General features: G+C 60.6%; 19 protein-coding genes and 1 riboswitch. Of the genes, 12 read left to right on the top strand and 7 right to left on the bottom strand.

Going from position 1 to position 21,633, the window contains the following annotated elements; translation table 11 throughout:
- Positions 1 to 133 precede the first annotated feature (133 nt).
- On the bottom strand, positions 134 to 595 hold the full coding sequence (locus tag FZE95_RS05005; RefSeq protein WP_150299721.1) for an outer membrane lipoprotein: 462 nt from the start codon (positions 593 to 595) through the stop codon (positions 134 to 136).
- 271 nt (positions 596 to 866) lie between these two features.
- Here FZE95_RS05005 and FZE95_RS05000 point away from each other — a divergent pair, with 271 nt between their 5' ends.
- On the top strand, positions 867 to 1,148 hold the full coding sequence (locus FZE95_RS05000) for a hypothetical protein (RefSeq protein ID WP_150299720.1): 282 nt from the start codon (positions 867 to 869) through the stop codon (positions 1,146 to 1,148).
- A gap of 38 nt (positions 1,149 to 1,186) precedes the next feature.
- Here FZE95_RS05000 and FZE95_RS04995 read toward each other — a convergent pair whose 3' ends face one another.
- Positions 1,187 to 2,347, bottom strand: a complete 1,161-nt coding sequence (locus tag FZE95_RS04995; RefSeq protein WP_150299719.1) for a 1-acyl-sn-glycerol-3-phosphate acyltransferase — start codon at positions 2,345 to 2,347, stop codon at positions 1,187 to 1,189.
- Between the two features lie 141 nt (positions 2,348 to 2,488).
- Between FZE95_RS04995 and FZE95_RS04990 the strand changes: the two genes are divergently transcribed.
- The 8 genes from FZE95_RS04990 (at position 2,489) to FZE95_RS04955 (ending at position 12,162) form a co-directional block, all read left to right on the top strand.
- On the top strand, positions 2,489 to 2,683 hold the full coding sequence (locus FZE95_RS04990; protein ID WP_150299718.1) for a CPXCG motif-containing cysteine-rich protein: 195 nt from the start codon (positions 2,489 to 2,491) through the stop codon (positions 2,681 to 2,683).
- Positions 2,684 to 2,685: 2 nt separating this feature from the next.
- On the top strand, positions 2,686 to 2,955 hold the full coding sequence (locus tag FZE95_RS04985; RefSeq protein ID WP_150299717.1) for a putative signal transducing protein: 270 nt from the start codon (positions 2,686 to 2,688) through the stop codon (positions 2,953 to 2,955).
- Entirely contained in the window at positions 2,955 to 3,614 is a 660-nt protein-coding gene (locus tag FZE95_RS04980; RefSeq protein ID WP_150299716.1) for an SOS response-associated peptidase, read from the top strand. The genes FZE95_RS04985 and FZE95_RS04980 overlap by 1 nt, the downstream gene beginning before the upstream one ends.
- A gap of 153 nt (positions 3,615 to 3,767) precedes the next feature.
- A complete protein-coding gene (locus FZE95_RS04975; protein WP_150299715.1) occupies positions 3,768 to 4,574 on the top strand; it encodes a M48 family metallopeptidase in 807 nt (268 codons plus the stop codon).
- A gap of 263 nt (positions 4,575 to 4,837) precedes the next feature.
- Positions 4,838 to 6,154, top strand: coding sequence for an OprD family porin (locus FZE95_RS04970; RefSeq protein ID WP_150299714.1), 1,317 nt, complete (start codon positions 4,838 to 4,840; stop codon positions 6,152 to 6,154).
- Positions 6,155 to 6,488: 334 nt separating this feature from the next.
- The gene (locus FZE95_RS04965) at positions 6,489 to 10,262 is read left to right on the top strand and encodes an ATP-binding protein (RefSeq protein WP_150299713.1); all 3,774 of its coding nucleotides are present in this window, start codon (positions 6,489 to 6,491) and stop codon (positions 10,260 to 10,262) included.
- On the top strand, positions 10,259 to 10,900 hold the full coding sequence (locus tag FZE95_RS04960) for a hypothetical protein (RefSeq protein WP_150299712.1): 642 nt from the start codon (positions 10,259 to 10,261) through the stop codon (positions 10,898 to 10,900). Before FZE95_RS04965 ends, FZE95_RS04960 begins: the two co-directional genes overlap by 4 nt.
- On the top strand, positions 10,900 to 12,162 hold the full coding sequence (locus tag FZE95_RS04955; RefSeq protein ID WP_150299711.1) for a hypothetical protein: 1,263 nt from the start codon (positions 10,900 to 10,902) through the stop codon (positions 12,160 to 12,162). Before FZE95_RS04960 ends, FZE95_RS04955 begins: the two co-directional genes overlap by 1 nt.
- A gap of 80 nt (positions 12,163 to 12,242) precedes the next feature.
- On the opposite strand, the gene FZE95_RS04950 is transcribed toward FZE95_RS04955, so the two are convergent.
- A complete protein-coding gene (locus FZE95_RS04950) occupies positions 12,243 to 13,064 on the bottom strand; it encodes an SAM-dependent methyltransferase (RefSeq protein ID WP_150299710.1) in 822 nt (273 codons plus the stop codon).
- A 312-nt stretch (positions 13,065 to 13,376) separates the two neighbouring features.
- Positions 13,377 to 14,156, bottom strand: a complete 780-nt coding sequence (locus tag FZE95_RS04945; RefSeq protein ID WP_150299709.1) for a class II glutamine amidotransferase — start codon at positions 14,154 to 14,156, stop codon at positions 13,377 to 13,379.
- Positions 14,157 to 14,282: 126 nt separating this feature from the next.
- Between FZE95_RS04945 and FZE95_RS04940 the strand changes: the two genes are divergently transcribed.
- On the top strand, positions 14,283 to 14,597 hold the full coding sequence (locus FZE95_RS04940; RefSeq protein WP_150299708.1) for a BON domain-containing protein: 315 nt from the start codon (positions 14,283 to 14,285) through the stop codon (positions 14,595 to 14,597).
- 33 nt (positions 14,598 to 14,630) lie between these two features.
- On the opposite strand, the gene FZE95_RS04935 is transcribed toward FZE95_RS04940, so the two are convergent.
- The 3 genes from FZE95_RS04935 to hrpB form a co-directional block, all read right to left on the bottom strand.
- Positions 14,631 to 15,224 (bottom strand): TMEM165/GDT1 family protein, encoded by a 594-nt coding sequence (locus FZE95_RS04935; protein ID WP_150299707.1) that lies wholly within the window; start codon positions 15,222 to 15,224, stop codon positions 14,631 to 14,633.
- A gap of 16 nt (positions 15,225 to 15,240) precedes the next feature.
- Positions 15,241 to 15,420: riboswitch (yybP-ykoY riboswitch) on the bottom strand.
- A 26-nt stretch (positions 15,421 to 15,446) separates the two neighbouring features.
- Complete coding sequence (locus FZE95_RS04930; RefSeq protein ID WP_190324495.1) at positions 15,447 to 16,466, bottom strand: methyltransferase; 1,020 nt, start codon at positions 16,464 to 16,466, stop codon at positions 15,447 to 15,449.
- A gap of 932 nt (positions 16,467 to 17,398) precedes the next feature.
- Positions 17,399 to 19,948 carry an ATP-dependent helicase HrpB gene (gene hrpB, locus FZE95_RS04925; RefSeq protein WP_223824965.1) on the bottom strand — a complete coding sequence of 850 codons (2,550 nt, stop codon included), beginning with the start codon at positions 19,946 to 19,948 and terminating at the stop codon, positions 17,399 to 17,401.
- A 98-nt stretch (positions 19,949 to 20,046) separates the two neighbouring features.
- Here hrpB and FZE95_RS04920 point away from each other — a divergent pair, with 98 nt between their 5' ends.
- Both FZE95_RS04920 and FZE95_RS04915 read left to right on the top strand, forming a co-directional pair.
- Complete coding sequence (locus FZE95_RS04920) at positions 20,047 to 20,460, top strand: polyribonucleotide nucleotidyltransferase (RefSeq protein WP_150299704.1); 414 nt, start codon at positions 20,047 to 20,049, stop codon at positions 20,458 to 20,460.
- Entirely contained in the window at positions 20,460 to 21,344 is an 885-nt protein-coding gene (locus FZE95_RS04915) for a cation diffusion facilitator family transporter (protein ID WP_150299703.1), read from the top strand. The genes FZE95_RS04920 and FZE95_RS04915 overlap by 1 nt, the downstream gene beginning before the upstream one ends.
- Positions 21,345 to 21,633 lie beyond the last annotated feature (289 nt).

Here is a 21,633-nt window from a genome sequence, read left to right as displayed (position 1 = left end):
AGCTCGACCACAGGCGTCGCCGACAAACACAGCGTTTGAAACAAACCCGGCGCTATGGAATGTCGAGCTCCGTCTCGATAGCGGCATCATCGGCTACCAAGCAGGCCAGGATGGAACCTGGCCCTCCAGAGTTCTACTTCGTCACGCGCGATTCACCATTCACGGTCACGATTCGCACGCGTTCACCCGGCGCAAAGGAGACGTCATCGGAGACGGCCTGAACATAGGACCGGGTGTGACCGTCCTCCTCGCGGACGGTAATTTCGATACCTTGCCTGCGGGTGAACCCCTCCTCGGCTGCAGCCCCCGCGACGCCGCCCGCTACTGCGCCCAGCACGCTGGTGATCATGCTGCCGCGACCACCGCCAATACCGCTACCGGCAATGCCGCCGACTGCTGCGCCTGCACCCGGGCCAATCACGGATTTGGTGCCTTCAATCTGCACAAAACGCACCGATTCAACGGTGCCCATACGAACTGTCTGCGGCGTGCGGGCCTGCTCACGGGAATAGGTATCGCCGGTCAGCCCTTTGGCACAACCACCGAGAACCAGCAGAGCGCCCAACAGCCAGGTCATCCAGAGATGTTTTTTCATGGTGTACTCCACTCTCATCAAGTCAGTGACAGATTAGACGCTTTCGTTGCCCAGATGTTGCGTGAACCTCTTACCAGTTGTGACTGACCAAGCGGAGCCACTGATCAGAAATCAACCGGAACGGTCGTCTCCATGCGGCTATTTCGCTAGAATCCGTCGCGACTTTTCATCGGAGCGTTCACCCGCTTCCGTAAATCCATCTTGCTCGCCGTAACCCGGTAATAACAACAAGAATACCCGTCGGTTGCCGATCCCTGATTGAGGTTTCCGCATGCCCGTATTGCAGGCTGCCTGGTTTTATTATCTGAACAATCCCGCGCTGGTGCTGAACGGACTGGCGTTGTTTTATGGTCTCGCCGGGGGCTGGCTGTGGCTTGCCACTCAGCTGCGCAGTGCCCGCGCCGCGGCGCGCCTGGCGACCAGCCCGGCTGTTTCAGGGGAAGCGACGATCATCCCTGCCACAACCCGGCGCATCAACCGGATGTTCTCCGCGGTCGGCAGCGTATGTCTGTTGCTGGCCACGCTACTCATGCTTGCCAGCACTCAGGTCTAAGGGGCCAGGACGCCGCGAAAGCATACCCGGGCAGCCCGTTAAAGGTTGTCCAGAAACGCCTGCTGGCGCAACTGACTGATGACCGGATTGGCATACTGCGCCAGCCACCAGCTGCGGTGTTCTTCGGGGCATTGCGCCAGGCGTTGATTGAAACGCGCCTGCTCCGCTGCCAACTGCTGCGCATCGAACTGCTTGCGCCAGTCACCAATCGCCAACTCCGGCAAGTCTGGTAGGTGCTCGAACGCCAGGTAGTTGCTCGGATAAAGCCTGTACGAGAGCAGAATGCTGCGATCCGCCTCACGGGCTACCGCGCGAGCATCCGTATAGTCATCACTCAACGGCTCGCCGAATGCCACATGTACCCGCCCCTTGTAACCGGTCAGCCCCATGGCGATAGAGCGGTCGTCTTCGCCCGGCTGCTTCTGATAGCTACCGGTACGCTCACGCTGCTCCAGCTCGCGCGCCTTCATCAGGTCACAGGGATCCCATTCATAGGCTATCGACACCGGAACGATATTCAGCGAGCGGATCACATCCTCGAAACGTTCGCTGCGTCGGCTCATGCAAAGCATCTTGATAATCGCCGAATCAGTCTCGTCCTTACCGTCCTTGGCACGCCCTTCACTCTGTGCGATCCAGATCGAATGCCCGGTCTGGATTGAATGGTTGATATAGGCCGAAAGCGACTGATAAATAGCCAGCTTTTCACGGCGGCCGGTTACCGAACGGTGCACGATAAAGCTCTTGTTCAGACGCATCAGATCACTGACAAACGGCCGTTGCAGCAGATTGTCGCCGATGGCGATCCGCGGCGTCGGGTGCCCGGCGTGGTACAGCGCATAATTGACGAAGGCCGGATCCATCACGATGTCGCGGTGGTTCGCCAGAAACAGGTGCGGTTGATCCTTGCGCAGATTGTCCAGCCCGCTGTAGGTCACATCCAGCGTGCTGCGCTCGATCAACCGATCCAGATAGGGTTCGAGCTTGTGTTGCAGCGCCTCGATACTGTTTATGCCCCGCGCTTCCCGGCGCAAACCATAACCCACCAGCGGCTCGACCAGCCCGGGCGCCCACCGCGACAACCGCGCAAAGCGGTGTCGCGCCAGCATCCGGCGTAAATCCCTGTCCCCGCTCAGGCGCTTCAGCACTTCAGGGACATCTTTATCCTCAAAGGGCTTTATGGCATCAAACTCGCCCATGTCATCCTCTTCTGTTCGGGTTGAGCCGCGCATTATGCTTGCCGCAGGGGGCTGGAACAATTGGCGCAGGCGCGGTTTCGCCTGATCGACGTTCGGACTACACTCACCGTCACACATCATGACCATCTCCGGAGGACATCCATGCAGGCAGTAGACGAAGCAGTGTTGCAATGTCCGCATTGCGGCGAAACGATCAGTCTGCTGCTGGATCTGTCCGGCGGCGCCCAGTCCTACGTCGAAGATTGTCAGGTCTGTTGTCAGCCAATCCATGTCACGTTGTGGATGGATGAAGGCGACACTGACTATCACGTCGACCTGCGCAGGGAGCAGGATTAAGCATGTTATGCATCTTCCAACCGGCCGACCTGACCGAGGGCGAGCTGCTCCGGCAGATTCTCATGGAGAGACGTATTCACTGTCATCTGAGCGGCAAGTACCTGCAAGGCGCCATCGGTGAATTGCCGGCACACGGGCTGTTGGGGCTCTGGGTGCCGGCGGAGGATGCAGACCTGGCGCGTGAACTGATCAGTTCCTGGCAGCAGGCGGAACCGGTCATGCCGCAATTCGATGATCCCGAACAACAGCCAGAACACGAGCCGCTCGCCTGATGGCCGGACGTCTCGCACAGTTTACTCCGCCGCTCGCCGATGTACCCGGGGACTGGAAGCCCGCCTGGAATATCTCTCCCGGCCAACGCCTGTTGATTCTACGCAAGACCGATAACCAGCTCGAGTGTGCCCGCGTGTTATGGAATCTCACGCCCGGGTGGCTCAAGGACCTGAGCCGCACCCCTTTCAGCGTGAATGCCGAGGTAATGCACGACAAGCCCATGTTCCGCCAACCATTGGTCGAGCGCCGCTGCCTGATTCCGGTGGACGGTTATTTCGGCTGGCGCGTGCAGGGCAAGCGCAAGCAGCCCTGGTATCTGCGTCGCCGCGAGGGCGGTCTGGCGATTGCCGGCATATGGGAACGCTACAGTCTGGATGAAAACACATACTGGGACAGCTGCGCGTTGATAACCGTGCCCGCCAAGGGCCTGCCTGAGCGCTTGGGTTATCGCATGCCGGTGACGCTCAACCGAGCCGAGCAGGCTATCTGGCTGGCATCGGCAACGGCTCCTTCTGTTTTGCAGCCACTGCTGCTCAACGCCGAATCCCGGGTCGACATGATGTATCCGGTAAATCCCGCCATGAGCAACCCCGCCACCGTCGGCCCGCATTGCTGCGCGCCCAGCGGACATCCGGTGACGGCCGAGTCGCCCGTTTGACGCCCGCGCGGGCCGTTTGCATTCACGCACCGCCAACCAAATCAGAATAGCCCTGCCGGGTCGGGGTAATCTTGTCGATCTGATGACAGACTTGCGGTTGCCTGCTTTCAACCATCGCTCTAATCTAGTACCCCATTTTCAAGGAATTCACCCATGCGTATCCGTTTGCTTCTGTGTCTGCCGTTCCTCTGGCTGGTCGGCTGTGAAACTGTCCAAACCACCCAGGCTGGAGCCGTTGGCGTCAATCGTGAACAACGCATGGTCAGCGCCCTGCCCGCTGAGCAAGTGGACCAGATGGCTGCCAAGGCCTATGACGAGATGCTCAGCGAAGCCAGATCCGAAGGCGTGCTGAATACCGACACTGCCATGCTCAAGCGTCTGCGGGGCATCGCCGACAACCTGATTCCTCAGGTCACGCATTTTCGTCAGGACGCTCCCGACTGGGACTGGGAAGTCAACCTGATCGAAAACGAGCAACTCAACGCCAGTTGCATGCCCGGCGGCAAGATATTGTTCTTTACCGGTATCGTTGAAAAACTGAATCTCTCCGATGATGAAATTGCCCAGATCATGGGCCATGAGATTGCCCATGCCCTGCGGGAACACGGCCGTGAAGCAATTTCCCGCGCTTATATCAGCCAGACCGGCACCCAGCTGGTGGGCGCGTTGCTCGGCCTGGGTGAAGTCAGCCGACAGGCTGCAGACGCCGCAGTGCAATACGGTCTGACGCTGCCCAACAGCCGCTCCAATGAGAGCGAAGCGGATCTGATCGGGCTTGAGCTGGCGGCTCGCGCTGGTTACAAGCCAGAAGCAGCGGTAACGCTGTGGCAGAAGATGGGCGCCGCCGCGCAGGGCGCGCCGCCGGAGTTCCTCAGCACTCACCCCAGCTCCGGAGGCCGGATCGAAACCTTGCGCAACGCCATTCCGCGCGTTCAGCCGCTATACGAAGCGGCACGCTGACAAGCTTCGGCCACGCAGGATTCTGCGTGGCCGGACCTCTGTTTCAACGATCCAACCCTGTTTTCCTCCCTGCACACCAACGCCAGCACCTGACGCGTTTCTACGCATTTCGCCATCCTGTCGCGGTCCTCGATGACACGCCGGAACTCCCAACGACCAACCGGCACTTTTTCAATTTCCCGGCTTCGTATATGTTACGCCCCTTGGCGCGCGCTCCTGGCGCATCCTGAGTCGCCGCGCCCCTTCAACGGAGCATTAACTGCATGAGAAAAACGCTGATAGCCAGTGCCGTGGCCGCCGGCCTGCTGGGCTTGCCGTGTCTGTCGATGGCCGAGGACGGTTTCGTTACAGGTAGCAAGATCGAGCTCAACCTGCGCAATTTCTACATCAATCAGGATCAACGCAGCGGCGACCCGGGCTATTCCAAGGCCGAAGAATGGGGCCAGGGTTTCCTGCTCGATGCACGTTCGGGTTATACCCCCGGGGCGATCGGTTTTGGGGTCGACCTACTGGGCCAGCTGGGAGTACGGCTCGACGGTGGCGGACGCAGCGGCAAGACCGGGCTCTCGCGCAACCCCGGTGTCATATTCCCGCTGGATGACGATCAGGCCGCCAGCGATTTCAGTCGCCTCGATGTGGCCGCCAAGGCGCGCATATCAAAGACTGAACTCAGGGTGGGCGTATTGCAGCCCAGCCTACCCGTGCTCACACGCAACGACGGGCGCCTGCTGCCACAGACCTTCCGCGGCGCTCACCTGACCTCGGGCGAGGTCAGCGATCTGACCCTGCATCTGGGTGAGATAGCACGGGCGAGTGGCCGCGCGTCGACCGACTATGAACACCTGCGCATCAGCGGTGGGTCCGAGCGGGTCAATCAGTTCCGTTTTGGCGGAGCCGTATACAAGATCAATGACAGCCTGACCGCGACTTACTTCCTCGCCGAACTTGAGGATTACTATCGCCAGCATTTTCTCGGGGCCAAGCACAGCGCTGAGCTGGGTATCGGCACGCTGGAGACTGACCTGCGCTACTTCAACAGCGATTCGGTGGGGGCCAATGACGATCGCGCTGGCGGTTATGGTGCCCGCGGATTCTTCGACGGCGGCGCTACCTCCGGTCGCGTGAACAACCAGGCGCGCAGCGCCCTGTTTACCTATAGCGTTGAAGGGCATGCGATTGGCCTGGGCTATCAGCATCTCAGTGGCGACAGCGACTTCCCCTTCATCAACAACGGCGACGGCGCGACGGCCTATCTGATCACCGACGCGCAAATCGGCAAGTTTCTGCGCGCCGGGGAAAAGACCTGGGTTACCCAGTACAGCTACGACTTCAGCCAGGTCGGTGTGCCGGGCCTGAAAGCGTCGGCCGCCTACCTCAGTGGTAGCGATATCGACGTAGCCGAGCGTGGTGCTGACAAGGAATGGGAACGCGACCTGCGGCTGGACTACAAGGTACAGAGCGGCGTATTCAGGAACGTCGCCGTGTCCCTGCGCCATGCCAGCCTGCGCAGCAAGGTAAGCAACCAGCGAAATGTGGACGAGGCCCGCGTCATCCTCAGCTACAGCATCGCGCTGAAGTAAATCGCGCCGCGTGATGGAAGGCCGGGTTCCACCCCGGCCATGGTGCCCGCCGGAATTGCCGCTGGTCGAGATGGAACTCGACCTTCCGTGATCCCCCGGCCACGTATGCAGGCAAGCTCTGCCTGGTCTTGCCCGCTTCAGGGTCTCCGCTTCTGTCTCACTCGCGCCCCTCCGCAATCATCGTTCCGGCCGATAAAAACAGCCCCCGATTTATGCCCGAGCGGTTACCATACCGCCTCGACATTCTTGCCTCTCCGCAACCCGCTAAGCAGCCCATAGCCGACGCTTTCCCGGACTCACGCGGATATTCACACAACCCAGGGAGCTGGTTCCGATGAGCGGGCTTAAAAGTATCATTCTTCACCATTCGTACTTTCGCGGCCTGCGGGTGCGTATCGAGTGCGACGGACACACCAACCTGCAGGGCACCAACGGCGCGGGCAAGACCTCCGCGCTGCGCCTGATCCCGATGTTCTACGGCTACGAGCCGAACCGGCTGGTCGACAAGGTCGCGGGCAAGGACAGCTTCGTCAATTATTACCTGCCCAATCGTCAGTCCATGCTGGTGTTCGAATACACGCGAGCCGATGACGAGCGTTGCTGCGCGGTGATGTATCGCAAGGAAGGTGATGCCGGTTTTGCCTACCGATTCGTCAAGGCGGCCGCCGACGCCAGCGTGTTTCATCCCGACATGGAGGCGCTGTTTGCCGCCGGCGAAGACGCCGGAAGCATTCTGCGCCACCAGGTGCCTGCGCTGGATATCCGCGTCAGCCCCGAGATCAATCGCATCGTCGACTTCCGCTCGATCATCCAGAACGACCCCACCGGTGGAGGCCGTCGGGTGCAGGGTGCCCGTTCGCGCATTGATGTGCGCACATTCGCCGGCCAGTTCGGGCTCGGCTCGATACGAACCCGCATGCAGCACATCGATGCGCTGACGACCGTGTCCATCAAGAAGGATCAGATGATGGCGCGACTCAAGGAAATGATCGTCGACTCGCTGCTCAGCGACGTGGTCAATCTCGGCGCGCCGCCCAGCCACATCAAGAACGAGGGGCTGTGGAGCGATCTGAAGAGTCTCACCGCGTTCGGCGAGCATGAGAAAACCGTGAAGCAGGCGCTTACCGATTTCGAATCGGTCAAGGACAACCGGCTTGCGCTCGACAGCTGCCGCCTGGCTCTGGCGGATCTACAGGCGCTGGGCGCGGATCAGACCGCTCTTCTCGGGCGCCAGATGGCCGGCATCAATCTCGATATCGAAGCGCTTTCAACTGAGCTGGCCAGCAAACGCGAGGCGCTGGATGAGCAGATCAGCCGTCAGCGTGCTGAGGTCAACACCTACAACAGCCAGGTACAACGTCTCGAGGCGGAGCGCGATAACTGGGAAACGGAACGCAACATCCGTCATTGGGAAGCGGAACTGGCGAACCTGCCCATGGTGCGCTCCGACCTCGATGCTGCCAGAGACCGCTTGCAGGTACTCAAGGCAGAAAGCGAAAACATCGCGCATGAAGCCGGCATGGCTAAAGCGGCAATCAACCAGCAGCTCGAGCAGGATCTGGACGCGCTGGAAACCCGCCAGCATCAGGCGCAGGAGGCACGGGACGCGTTGCGCAGCCAGCATCAGCAGGCCATCGAGGCGCTTGAACAAAGCCGCGAGCAGCAGCTGGAAGCATTCGATGAGCAACTGGCTCAGGTGCGCCACGAATGCGAGGCACTGCTGGAAGACGCCCGCGAACAGGAACGCCAGGCCCGCGAGCCAGGCACAACCGAGCTTGAGCAGCGCCGTAGCGCAACCGACGCTGTCGCGCTGGCGCGGGAACACCGTGAGCAGACCGAGCGGGATGTTGAGCGCCTGCGCCATCAGCTCGAGCAGGTGAGCACCGGCGAACGCAGCGCCGAACAACACTATGAACGGGCCAGAGGAGAGCTGCAGGAGGCCAAAGCTCGCCGGGACGGAATCCACTCGCTGCTGTATCCCGAAGACGGCACACTGCTGGCCTATCTACGCGCTAGCGGTCTGCCCTGGCACGAGAATCTGGGCAAGGCGATCAATCCTGCGCTGCTGACGCGCACCGACCTGGCACCGACACTGTCCGGCCAGGCCGGGTCTGATGTGTATGGCGTCTGCCTGGATCTTGACGCGATTGCGCTGCCGGCTGCAGCCGAAAGCGAAGCCGCCCTGCAACAGCAGCTCAGCCGCGCCGAACAGGCTATGCAACGTGTCGAGCTGGAGCTGGGGCGTTGCGAAGAAAAATGGCAAGGCGCGCAGCAGGACCAGGCCCGGGCAAAGGAAGCCTTCGTCCGCGCCCGGCAGGCGCATGACAAAGCGGGCGAGCGTTACGCCCAGGCCGAACAAAGTGCGGAACTGATACAACGGGAAGTAAAGGACAGCATCGAAGCGCGGACGGTTCACGCAGCCGAACATGTGCGCCACCTGACGCTGCAGACGAAGGACCGGATCAGCCAGGAGCAACAGCGCCGCAATCAGCTGAAAGCACAGTTCACCGAGCGCCGCGATGCGCTCAAGCGTTCACATGACGAACAGCTGGACGCGGCAAAAGCAGCGCTCGCAGCAGTGCAGGAGGCGGTCGATCAACGCCGTTCCGCCGCTGCGCAGGATCTGGCGGCCATTGAGCAGGCGCGCGACGAGCGACTGCGCGGCGCCGGGGTGGACGTCGCGTCTATCCGCGAAACCGAGCAGCGGGTAAAATCGCTGAGTGACCGCATCGGACAGACTCAGTCCATGGACGAGCCGGTGCGCGAATACCGCTATTGGCTGAAGCATCACTGGGCCGGCCTGGGGGCATTGAAGGAATCGCTGTATCAGGCACAGAACGCGCTGACAGAGGGCGAGCGCCAGGCGAAGGACTGCAAGGCCAGCTACAACACGCGCATCAATGCCCTGAAGGACCAGGCAAAACAGCTCGGCGCCGGGCTCAAACGGCTTGAGGAGCAATTGCGCGACTGGGAGCAGCTGGCGCGCAGCGCCAGCGAACTGAGTGACAGCATCCCGGTATCGACCGAGGAAATCGCCGCCCATCAACCCGGTGCAGCAGAACACACCGGGTCGCTGGAGTCCGCCGCCCTGGTCACTGACGAGTTGCGCCGTTTGATCAAGGCGACTGCCGAGACCAAAGACACCGTCATCAAAGCCTTCACCCGCTGCGTTGCTGCACTCAATCAGCACCCCGACTCGCAGGTGTATCAGAAGTGGCAGCATCTGCATAACGCGCGCCTGCACACCTCCCTGCATACCGAGGGCTCCGAGGCATTCCGTATTGAGTCCATGGCCGACCTGCGCCGGATCGTCGAGCATGACCTGCCCGAGATCCGCAAGGCCCTGATTGAGAATGTGAAGAGCGCGGGCGGCGCCATGGCGCGCTACTACGAAGAACTCAAGGACATCGATCTGCGGGTCAGCCAGGTCTCGCGCACGCTGGAAACGCGGATCAATACCGAGCACGACTTCGAGGCTATCTCCGATATTCGCATCCGTCTGCTGTCGCGCATCACCCAGTTCGACTTCTGGCCGCAGCTCAAGCAGTTCGCCCGCGACTGGCACGAATGGGAGCTGACGCGCCACCACGACCTGCCCTCGGAAACGCTGCGCATCGGGCTCAGTTCACTGGACAAGATGTTCCGCAGTGCGCGCATGACCACCAGCGATCTGGGTTCGCTGGTCGAGCTGGAGATCCAGTTCACCGAGAACGGCCGTATCGTGCCGATCCGCAACGACAACGACCTGCGCAACTCCAGCAGTACCGGCTTGTCCAGCATCGCAGTGGTGGTGATATTCGGCGGGCTGTCGCGCTTCCTGTGTCCCGATGAGAGCGTAACCATTACCTGGCCGATCGACGAGCTGGGCGAGTTGCACCCAAGCAATATCGACAAGCTGTTCCGCATGATGGATCGCAAGAACATCGTGCTGTTGTGCGCTCAGCCCACCGCTTCCCACGAGTTCCTGCGCCGCTACAAGCACCGTCTGCTGCTGAGCAAGGACCACGGGGTGCGCGATTTCGTGTATGCCAACCAGGCGTCACCCAACAATCCGCTGGCGCAGTTACTGGCGGGCAGCGAAGCGCTCACCGAAGGAGACCAGGCATGAGCAACGCCACCTTCCGCCACGTCACCGAAAAGCTGCTGCAAGGCGAGCTGCTCTGCGAAGTCAGCGACGAGGCGGGCTACCTGTACCTCCAGCTGGAGGACAACCTCGACCGGGTCAATCAGCACCTTGCGGTGCTCGGCCGTGGCGTCGCGCTGACCAGCGATATGACCGGCTATTACTGCGTGTACCTTGATGTCGAGGACAAAGGGGTTCGCAACCGATTGAACCATCAGTTCCATGCCCTGGCCACCAAATGGGAAGCACTGCTGATGTGGCTGCGCCTGACCCGGCAGTTGTCGCCGGAGGCGCATCCTCTGAGCGCACGCGACATCCTCAAGGAAAGCGAACTGCTTGGCGCGATTGAAAGCTCCTCGGCCCTGCAGGCCGAGCTTGAAAGCATCGCGCAGCGTTTCCAGATGCGCGGCAAGGTCGATCCCCGCACGCGCCTCAATCAATTGCTGCGCTTTCTGGAAAAGGAAGGCTTTCTCGTTGAACGTCACCCCTCCGTGTACCAGGCCACCGCGCGCTGGTCGATGCTGCAGGACCAGATGGAATTCATCCGTCAGCAGGAAGGCATCCAGCTTGCTGACCGGGAACATGACCAGGCCTCGGCGCAGGAACAGGAGCAGCTGATCTGATGGCCAGGTACGACGAAGCCACGCGCACCATCCGCATGCTGGACAAGCACTGCGAGGTGCTGAGCCGCGCCTGCATCGAGAACCAGGGCATCATCGTGGACGAGCAGGACGGCGCAAAAGCCATCGCCGATCTGCAGGCGCACCGGCTGGTTTTCCGTCTGGATGAGCGCGATCCCTACGTGCAGGTCAACCGGGTGGTATCCGAGCTGTTCCACCACGCTACGCAAAACTACCGCCGCCGGTTATCGAGCGGCGCCGTGGACGATCTGTTTGACCAGCTCAAGCATGCCATCTCCGGCTATCTCGCCACCGCTGATCGCGGGCTGATGCGGGACCAGAAGGTGTACGAATCCGAGATTCAGGAGATCGTCGCGCACCTGATAGACACCTTGCGCGAGATCACCCAACGCTTCGCCGGCTACGTGCGCAACGAATTCAGCATGGTCAGCGATCTGTCGCAGCGCATCCGCGAAAATGAGCGAGCGATCAGAGAAGCCTCCCAGCTCAATGACCTGTTCGCCACCCTGACGCCCGATGTGTTATCGGAGCTCGCCCGCTCGGATCGTCTGCTTTCGCACTTGCTCAAGAAAGTCCTGGGGCGGGCCGTCAGCTCCTGCGCGGATGAACTGCACGACGCCTTGCACAAGCTGCGCGAGAACCTGTCCAAGCTGCAGGATGATCAGCGTTATCGTGAACACAACGAGCTGATTGATACCCTGCTGCAACACTATCAGCGCAACCCCGGTTACCAGCCCGGACTGGAACAATACCGCAGCATCCCGCGGATATTCCGCGCCGCCGAACGCCTTGAGCTGAAGGCCCACCCGCCCATCGACAGCCCCACCGAGGAACGCGCGCTGAGCGATATTGCGCAGCAGGCGCTGGCGCGCATCGCAGCGGATGAGCAGCCTGAACGCCAACGCCAGGAGCCGCCGCTGGTACCGGTCAAGGATTGCCGGGATGGCGTATTTCTGGCCGAACCTGAGCCGGTGGAGCAAGCGCTGCGACAGATGTTCGAGATATTGCCGCAACTGGCCGAACAGCAACCGGCCTCCTCCCTTGCGTGCCTGTCCTATCTGGACCTCGAAATCGACCCCGAGCTATGGCTGGTATGCGTCGCCGATCATTACGCCAACAGCGACTACGCCAAGGGTGACCGGCTTAGCATGCGCTTCCGTGAGCGGTCCCTGCCCGGCTACTCCGGCAACCATCTGGTCGAGGACATCGAGTTTCGCCTGGTGAGCACCGCCGAATACACCTAGCGATACTTAAGCGATCCGGAGAAACCGGCCGTTTGCGCGATTGCCGCAGTGGCTTGAGCGCTCACGGCCTTCAAGCAGTTTCAAATACGCTGTGCATTCCAGCCAGCCGTCCCGTTGGCTTCGTCGACAGGCACGATATTGTCTCCTTCGACCTTGCCAATGTACTGGCGAGAGTCGATGGAAAAACGGATCTCGTTACCATGCAGGCGTGGATCGGAAAGCATCACCGGCTCGCCCTCGATCTCGGCACTGCCCACCACCCGTTGATAGCTCTGTTCGATCAGGATCAGCGCTTCGATACCCTCTGCGGTGGTCAGCTGCCATTTGCCAGCAACGCTGGCTGGCACCGTCCACATGTACACCGTACCCCCTTCGACCGTATCGGACTGATCCGGCTCCCACTCGCCCAGCTCAAAGCTATGCGTTAACACGCGCGTTCCGGGGTTCATGCTTTTGAGGATTACCGGTTGCAGCCATATGTTTTTGGCGTTGAGCTGATACAGGGTCAGTACCGAGGCTTCGGACAGGTCAGCTTCCAACAGATCGCCCTGTTCGAAGCGGACCCGATCAGCCACGCCGGCCCGCTCGGCGTTCTGTCGTGCTTCGGCGATACGGTCTTCATCCAGGTCAATGCCCATAGCAGAACCTGCGTTCCAGTCCTTGACGGCGGCAATCGCGATTCGCCCATCGCCAGAGCCCAGATCGAGCAGGTGGTCGTCGGGCTGCAGCTTCGACATTTCCAGCATGCGCTCCACGACAGGATAAGGAGTAGGTATGTGAGAGACGTCCAGCGTGGGTTTCGCCACTGCCTCGTTTCCAACAGACAGCAGGGAAACCAGCGAGATGGACAGCGTTGCGGCACAGGCGCGGTGAATGCCCGTACAAGAAGAGAAGAGAGCCATCATTCCTCCAGCAAAACACGTTTGACTTAAAAGGAATCCGCGATAGTGAGCGAAAAAATCCTAAAGCGGAATGGATGCGGGCTGGTCCGAGCTAAACACCAGCACGACGTGGCTTCCCTGCTCTCTCTCCAGCTAAGCCGCAGGCGAGCATGCTGTCAACGCAGATGGCAATGTGACAGGTTGAAGCGTGAGCGAGATCTCAATTAAGCACAAAAAGGCCTCTGGAATAGGCATTTCAGGCGTTTAGGCATTATCGGACATGGAACCCAGGGTGTGGTTTACAGGTCTGTATCGCCGCCAAAGCAGCACGCCTTAACGCAGCACATTACCCTGCATAAGGGTCTCGCCACCGCACCAGAGCCGCCACTCCCCCGGCAGATATAATTGCCATTCTTCGTTACTGGTCAGAGGCTCGGTAGCGATCACGGAAACGATATCCTTAGGTGTGGTGTGCTCCTGAAAGTCGATCGCCAACTCGCGGTCGCTCAGCTGGGCGGGACCGAAGGGTGCGCGGCGCGTTATCCAGGCCAACTTGCTGGTGCACAGGGTAAACAACCATTCGCCGTTACTGATCATCAGGTTGCATACCCCTTTGCGCGCAAACTCACCGCAGATTCCCGCCATGCAGGACACCAGTTCGTCCAGCTCAGGGGGTGAGTCGAAACGACTCCGCAAGGTATTGAGCAGCTCACAGAACAGGGACTCGCTGTCGGTTGAACCCACCGGCTGGAACGACCCCGGCGACGCGGTGAAGTCCGGCAGCTGCCCATTGTGGGCAAAGGTCCAGTAGCGGCCCCAGAGTTCACGCATGAACGGATGGGTATTGGCCAGACCGACACGGCCGACGTTAGCCTGGCGGATATGGCAGATCACGTTCTCTGACTTGATCGGATAGGACTGCACCAGCTGAGCGATGGCGGATTGGTGACATGGCTGCGGATCGTGAAAACAACGCACCCCCAGCCCTTCGTAAAAGGCAACGCCCCAGCCATCGCCGTGCGGGCCCGTTCCGCCGCCCCGCTGCATCAGCCCGGCAAAGCTGAAACAGATATCGGTCGGCACGTTGGCGCTCATGCCCATCAGTTCGCACATGGTTTCGGTCCTCTGTCAGACAATGACTTGATCTTAGGCCAGGCGAAAACGCCAGGCCACCACTCCGAAACTAACCCGACACGCTCAAGTCTCAACAGTGACACTATCGTCAACGGGAGTCTTTCGATGAAATTTTCAAGGGAGTACGTCACTGCGCTGTTTCTTGCCTTCGCCCTGGTCGTAATGGGCGGCTGTACCGTGGCATCGGGTCAGAAGTCGGCAGGCGAGTTTGTAGACGACAGCCTCGTCAGCACCCAGGTCAAAACTGCCTTGATCAAGGATGACACTGTCCGCGCCAGCGAGATCAACGTAGAAACTTACAAAGGCGAGGTTCAGCTGACCGGTTACGTCAGCTCACGCGCAGCCGCCAACCGCGCAGTTGAACTGGCACGCGGGATAAAAGGCGTCACCGCAGTCCGCGACGATATGCAGATACGCTGATGCAAACGCCCGGCACACTGCCGGGCGCGCCCCTTAGCTTCCCCCACCCATCGCGAAGCCTGTGTAGGCAAGCCAGCCGGAATACAGCCCGAGTATCAGGAACGCCAGAGCCGCTACCCGGCGAATCAGATCCAGCGGAAGCCGTCCGGCTACCGCGTTTCCCAGAAACACGACGGGCACATTGGCCAGCATCATCCCCAGCGTAGTGCCAAGCACAACCCATAGATAATCGACAAACTGCGCCGCCAGTACGACAGTCGCCACCTGCGTCTTGTCGCCCATCTCGGCAATAAAGAACGCAACCAGTGTTGCCATGAACGCCCCGTACCGGCCAATCGGCGCTGTATCTTCCTCCTCAAGCTTGTCAGGCACCAAGGTCCAGGCCGCCACCGCGATGAAGCTCACTGCAACAATGCTGTGCACAATGGTGTCGGTAAGCAAGCTGGCAACCAGCTGACCCAGCGCGCCAGCCAGCGCGTGATTGACTACCGTCGCGACGAAGATGCCCAGAACGATGGGCCAGGGATGATTACGAAAACGTACCGCCAGCAGCAGCGCCAGCAACTGGGTTTTGTCGCCGATCTCCGCCAGCGCAACAATACCGGTTGATACGAAAAAGGCTTCCACGGGTGTTCCAGAGAGGGCGGATCAGCGAACCAATGACACGCGTGCACCCCCGCCCTCGGTTAGTGCATGCATGTCAAAGGTCTCGTCAGACCCGATCGAACAGCGGGCCGCAAACGCCACGACCTGTTGGCCGATTATGTTGACGTTTGCCATGGAAGCCATGCTTCCGGAGAGACTACTCCCCTAAGACGGGCGGAACTTTAGCAATAAGGTCGGGGCAGATCAACCGGGAGCCGTCGCCGAGTACACCTTGAAGCGATTGTTCTCGCGCAGCACCTGGCACGGGCCTATATGCGCTTCCACCAGCGCGGGGTATTTCAGAAAGCCATTGGCGACGATACGCAGCTCACCGCGGGGCACCAGGTTGCGCGTGACCTGCTCGAAGAAGCGCTCGGCGATGCTGGTGTCATGCCGGATGCCGCTGTGAAACGGCGGGTTGCTGACCACACCGGCAAAGCGTCCGTGCACATCGCTCAGACCGTCCGAGGGATACACCTCGGCTTCTATTTCATTGCGCTTGAGCGTCTCGGTCGCGCAGTACAGCGCAAGTGCGTCGACATCAACCAGCTCGAATCGGGTGTCGGGATTGCGCCGGCCAAGGGCAACCGATAGCACCCCTGCCCCGCATCCGAAATCCAGCACTCTACCGGTGGGTAACTCGGCTGGCTCTTCCAGCAGCAGCTCGCTGCCCTCATCCAGCCGGCCGTGGCTGAATACGCCGGGCAAACTCACCAGATCGATGTTCTGATCATGCAACTCGACGGTGATTTCGCGCATCCAGTCTTCCAGGCGGAACGGCGCAGCCTGGCCGTTCACCGGCATGCGCCAAAGCTGGCAGTGACGCGCTGAATCGAGTTTCTCGGCATTATCGCCATATACAGCCAACAGCTTTTCCGCACGGGTGATGCCGCCCTTTTTCTCACCAACCAGATACAGGGGAAGGCCAGCCTTGAGCAACGGTGCCATCTGCGCCAGTGCATACTCGGCACGTTCCAGCGCTTTGGGCATCACCAGAATAGCGCCATCGAGCTCTTCTATTTGTGGGCAGAGATGCGAAAAACTCAGATGCACCTCGTCCAGCTGGCCATTCAACCCCAGCCAAACGGCGTAATCCCAGGTCCAGACGTGCCAGTCAGCGGGTAGTTCGCTGGTCAGGCCGTCGGCTACTGGATTAACCAGGAGAAGCCGCTTGTTGGCGAACAACTCGCTACTGCGCTCGATGATTTGGCTGGTGTTGTCCATGACGGGCTCCTCAATGCTGGAAGGGGCTGGGATTGTACGCGGACGGGTGACGCGGACCAAGCTGATCATATGCGGCAGAGTATGCACGCTATCCGCTGGGCTGGTATCGCGGGGGCTGGTATCGCGAGGTCAGCTGTCGCGAGCCGACAGGGCTGCGCCGACACGCTGCAAGTACGTCCCTGTAAGCTCGTCGATGACATCCATGTCATCGCACGGTCGGCTCAACCCTGCCGTCCCGCTGCGCATGAACATTGGAGTTGCCGGATAGGAGACCGAAAACGGTTTCAATCTCAACCTCACACCAATGTTCATTAAGCCCGCCGGCTGTCAGGGTGGAGCAAGTGTTGAAAACAGGGACGTTTTCACCAAGCCCCCACGGATGGGTTCACGGCGTCTTGCGCAATCCTGACAGTCGGCGGGCGACCTGCTCCGGCCCTATCATTCCCGCGATCCAAAAACACCTCAAGCAATGCGATTATTCATTTGAATGTGTGCCGGAGTCAGCTGCCGCGAGCCGACAGGGCCGCGCCGACACGCTGCAAGCACATCCCTGTAAGCTCGTCGATGACATCCCTGTCATCGGACGGTCGGCTCAACCCTGTCGCCTCGCTTCGCCTGAAGATTTGCGTTGCCGGATGGCACACCCCAGAACGGATTCATTCTCCGCATCACGCCGATGCTCGACCGAGCATGCCGGCTGTCAGGGTGGAGCCAGTGTTGAAAACAGGGATGTTTTCATCAAGCCCCCAGGACGGGTTCACGGCGTCTTGCGTAATCCTGACAGCCGGCAGGGGATTGGCTCCACAGTTTGCCGTTAAACTCCAAGCCCAAGACCGAATCCCCCTGGCCCCTGTTCCAAAGGGGGAATGGTGCTGTGCTTTGTCTGCTCATACGCATGCAGGCAACCATCCACTGGGCTTGAAGCTTCCGGTTCAGCTTTTACGCGGCTTGGCTCGGCTGGTCGGTTGAGCTTGTGCCGGGTCGTCTGGCCAGTAGTGCTTGGGATACCGGCCTTTCATATCTTTTTTGACCTCGGCGTAACTGCCTGCCCAGAAACCGGCCAGATCCTGCGTCACCTGCAGCGGACGCTGCGCCGGGGACAGCAGGTGCAATTTCAGCGCGACCCGGCCGTCAGCGATGCGCGGGGTGTCGGTGCAGCCGAACATTTCCTGTAGACGCACCGCCAACACCGGTGGTTCTTCTGCGTAGTCAATGCGGATTCTCGATCCGGTGGGCACGGTCCAGTGCGTCGGCGCCTGCTCGTCCAGCTGTTTTGGCAGCGGCCAAGGCAACAGGGTGGAGAGAATGCTCGGCAGGTCGAGATTGGCGAAGTGAGCGAGGCGGCGCACGTTATCAAGATAGGGCGCCAGCCAGTCTTCCAGCGTATCCAGCAGAGTCACGTCCGACAGATCGGGCCAGGCACTTTCAATGCCTGCATCTTCATCCAGCCGACGAAGCAGCTGGATACGCGCCTGCCACTGTCGTAGCGCTGGGGTCCAGGGCAGTAACGCCAAGCCCTGGCGCCGCACCACGTCACAGAGCGCTCGATTGCGCTGAGCCGGGTCGATCTGTGGAAGCGCCTCACGACTGAATATCAGTTCGCCCAGCCGGGTTTGCTGTTCCGCCAACAGGGTTTCGCTGCGCGGGTCCCATTCCAGGGTGTCCCGTTTGCTCAATAACTCCGGTAGATGTTCACGCACCCGTTCAGGGTTCAGCGCAGCGGCCATAAAGATGCGTGCGCTACGTTGCGCTGCCTGCCCGCCCAGACTGGCGACGGCTAGCCAGGGCTGTTGCTGCAGGGCATCCACCTCGATAAAAGCTGCGGACCGGCCATTGGCCAAACGGAATTCGCTGCCCGTTTCGCCACGCCGTTGGGCAATGCGATCGGGATAGGCCATGGCCAGCAACATGCCAATCCATTGCTCGGCAGCCGGATCGGATACCTGTTGGCTGCTTGGCCGCTTTCCCAGCAAACGTTGCCACTGAGACGTCAGCTGGCGGGCACGCTGCAGCGCGCCACGGTCGACCGCTGGCTCCGCCTCAGGCGCAGCAAACACCGCCATACGGCGGGCGATATCGGCATCCTGCACCTTGCGTAGAATATCGCGCTCCCCAACGATTGCCGCCAGTTGACACGCCTGTTTGCCCAAGCCCATCGAGTGGCCACGCAATAGCATGTGAGCCAGACGCGGATGCATCGGCAACGCGGCCATGGCAGCGCCGTGCTCGGTCAGCTTCCAGCCCTCGGCGTCCGCTGCCAGCGCACCCAGCCGTGCAAGCAGTTCACGGCCCTGCTGCAATGCCGCAGCGGGCGGCGGGTCGAGCCAGGCCAGTTCTGTTGCGTCCTGCACGCCCCACTGGGCCAGTTGCAACGCAAGCGGCGCCAAATCGGCCTGAAGCATTTCCGGTTGGCTTTGCGCAGCCAGCTGCATATGTTGATCAGCTGACCAGAGGCGATAGCACACACCCGGTTCGAGGCGCCCTGCCCGGCCGGCGCGCTGCTCTGCCGAAGCGCGGGAGACCCGTCGCGTCTGCAAGCGCGTCATGCCGGAAACCGGATCAAATGCGGGCTCGCGGGACAGCCCTGAATCAATCACGACTCGAATACCTTCGATGGTCAGACTGGTCTCGGCGATGGTGGTGGCCAGCACCACCTTGCGCTGGCCGGGCGCAGCGGGGCTGATGGCTTGGCGCTGGGCAGCAAAGTCCAGTTCACCGTAAAGCGGAGCAATCAGAATGTCGCTGCGATCGGCCAGTGCATCACGCAGCTGCGATTGCACCCGGCGAATTTCCGCAGCGCCAGGGAGGAAGACCAGAATGCTGCCTGACTCTTCAGCCAGCGCCTGCAGGGTTTGCTGTACCACAGCGGGTTCGATGAATCGCCCTGGTTGTAGCGGATTGCCATAACGCACCTCCACCGCATACTGGCGGCCTTCGCTGCGGATCAAGGGTGCATCGTCCAGCAACCGACTGACCGCCTCGGCATCCAGCGTGGCGGACATTACCAGCAGTTTCAGCGGCGGCTCGTCACGCAGGTACTGCTGGGTTTGCAGACACAGCGCCAGGCCCAGGTCGGCATCCAGGCTACGCTCGTGAAACTCGTCGAAAATCACCAGCCCCACGCCTGGTAGCTCAGGATCAGCCTGCAACAGGCGCTGTAATATACCCTCGGTGACCACTTCGATGCGGGTGGCCGCGCTGACCTTGCTTTCCAGCCGAATGCGATACCCAACCGTTTGCCCCACCGGTTCGCCAAGCGTGTCAGCCAGACGTTCCGCCGCCGCGCGCGCAGCCAGGCGACGTGGCTCGAGAAGGATGATCTTTTGCCCGGCCAACCATGTATTATTCAGCAGCTTCAGCGGGACCAGTGTCGTTTTGCCTGCACCCGGAGGCGCCTGCAACACGGCGCAGGCATGGCTGGCAAGGGCCTCCTCCAGCTGGGGCAGGACGCTCTGGACCGGGAGTTCGCTCGTCTGGTTCAAATAGAACTCGCTACACTGAAAACTGAAATGGGCCGCCATTCTAACCGGCCCTGCCGTCTCACACGAACGCCGACATAACGGATTAGAGGAGTTGACTGATGCGTCTGAAACCACTGGCCTGTGTATTGCTCACCACCGCGCTGGCTACCCAGCTTGCTGCCTGCGGAACCATTTTCTATCCCGAGCGCCGGGGGCAGATTCAGGGCAATATCGATCCTGGCATAGCCGCCCTCAACGCCATCGGACTGCTGTTTTATCTGGTGCCCGGGATCGTGGCCTTTGCAGTGGACTTTGCGACCGGCGCGATTTATCTGCCCGACCAGCGCTACAGTATCGCTCCAGAGCGCCTCAACGAGGCCGTCGATGCCCAGGGGCAAGTGGATCAACTGAAGCTCAAGGCAATCATCAAGCAGGAACTGAATCTGGATCTGCCATTGGAACGCGCCCAACAGATGGACAAACCGGATCATCAGGAACTGGCCCTGCTCGGATTACCCCCGCAGCGCGCCTGATGGCCACCGAGACCATTCTTGGCCCCGAGGCCCGCAGCCGACTGCTTAGATTCGCCACCTACGCTTCGGTGACCGTGGCGCTGACCCTGATCGTGCTCAAGGGTTCGGTGTGGCTGATGTCCGGGTCGGTGAGCCTGCTGGCCTCACTGATTGACTCGTTCATGGATGCGGGCGCCTCGATCATCAACCTGTTTGCAGTGCGCTACTCGCTCAAGCCCGCGGATCGGGAACATCGCTTCGGTCACGGCAAGGCCGAAGCGCTGGCCGGGCTGGCTCAGTCCGCGTTTATCAGCGGCTCGGCCATATTGGTATTCATTCAGGGCATCGAACGGCTGGCTAACCCCCAACCGCTTGAAGCAGCCTGGCTCGGCGTAGTGGTCATGCTGATATCCATTGCCGCTACTATCGGACTGCTGCTGATTCAACGCCACGTCATCAAGCACACCCAGTCCACGGCCATTAGCGCCGATGCCCTGCACTATCGTTCGGATCTGTTGATGAACCTGAGCATCATCGTTGCGCTGATACTTGCCTACTACGGTATCGCCCGGGCGGATGCGCTATTTGGTGTGGTGATTGCGCTCTATATCGCCTATGGCGCTGTGCGGATCGGTCTGTCAGCCACTCAGATATTAATGGATCATGAATTGCCCGATGAGGTCCGTGCCCATGCTCTGGCGCTGGCTCGGGCTGTACCCGGCGTCGTCGGCGTACACGACCTGCGCACCCGCGAGTCCGGACAGCATTGGTTCATGCAGTTACACGTTGAACTACCCGCGGACATGTCACTTGCCCAGGCGCACGATCTGGGTGAAGACGTACGCATGGTCATCGAGAAAGCCTACCCCCAGGCCGACGTGCTGGTACATACCGACCCGGCCTGAAACGAAAACGGCCGACCCAAAGGTCAGCCGTTTTCGTGTTCTGTCCGTTTCGCACTCTGGTGAAATGCTGCCTTGTTCCCACGCCTTGTGAGCTGGGTGACCGAGTGGCTGCAGTATCCGGTAAGATCTGCCGCCGCTTCTCCTGCTGGTTGAAGGAGAGGTTGGACTGTTCGGTCCGGGCTTCAAACTTGAAACAATGGTACCCCGACCGCAGCGCCATTTCTTGTCTAAAATTGCACAATAAGCTTACCATCCAGCAATTAAAACCTGATATCTCGCATTCTCTGCA

Origin of the sequence: Pseudomonas profundi, assembly GCF_008638305.1 — a bacterium.
In the GTDB taxonomy this organism is placed as follows: Bacteria; Pseudomonadota; Gammaproteobacteria; order Pseudomonadales; family Pseudomonadaceae; genus Halopseudomonas; species Halopseudomonas profundi.
The sequence above is the reverse complement of the archived record's forward strand: the minus strand, read 5'-3'. Positions and strand labels throughout refer to the sequence as shown.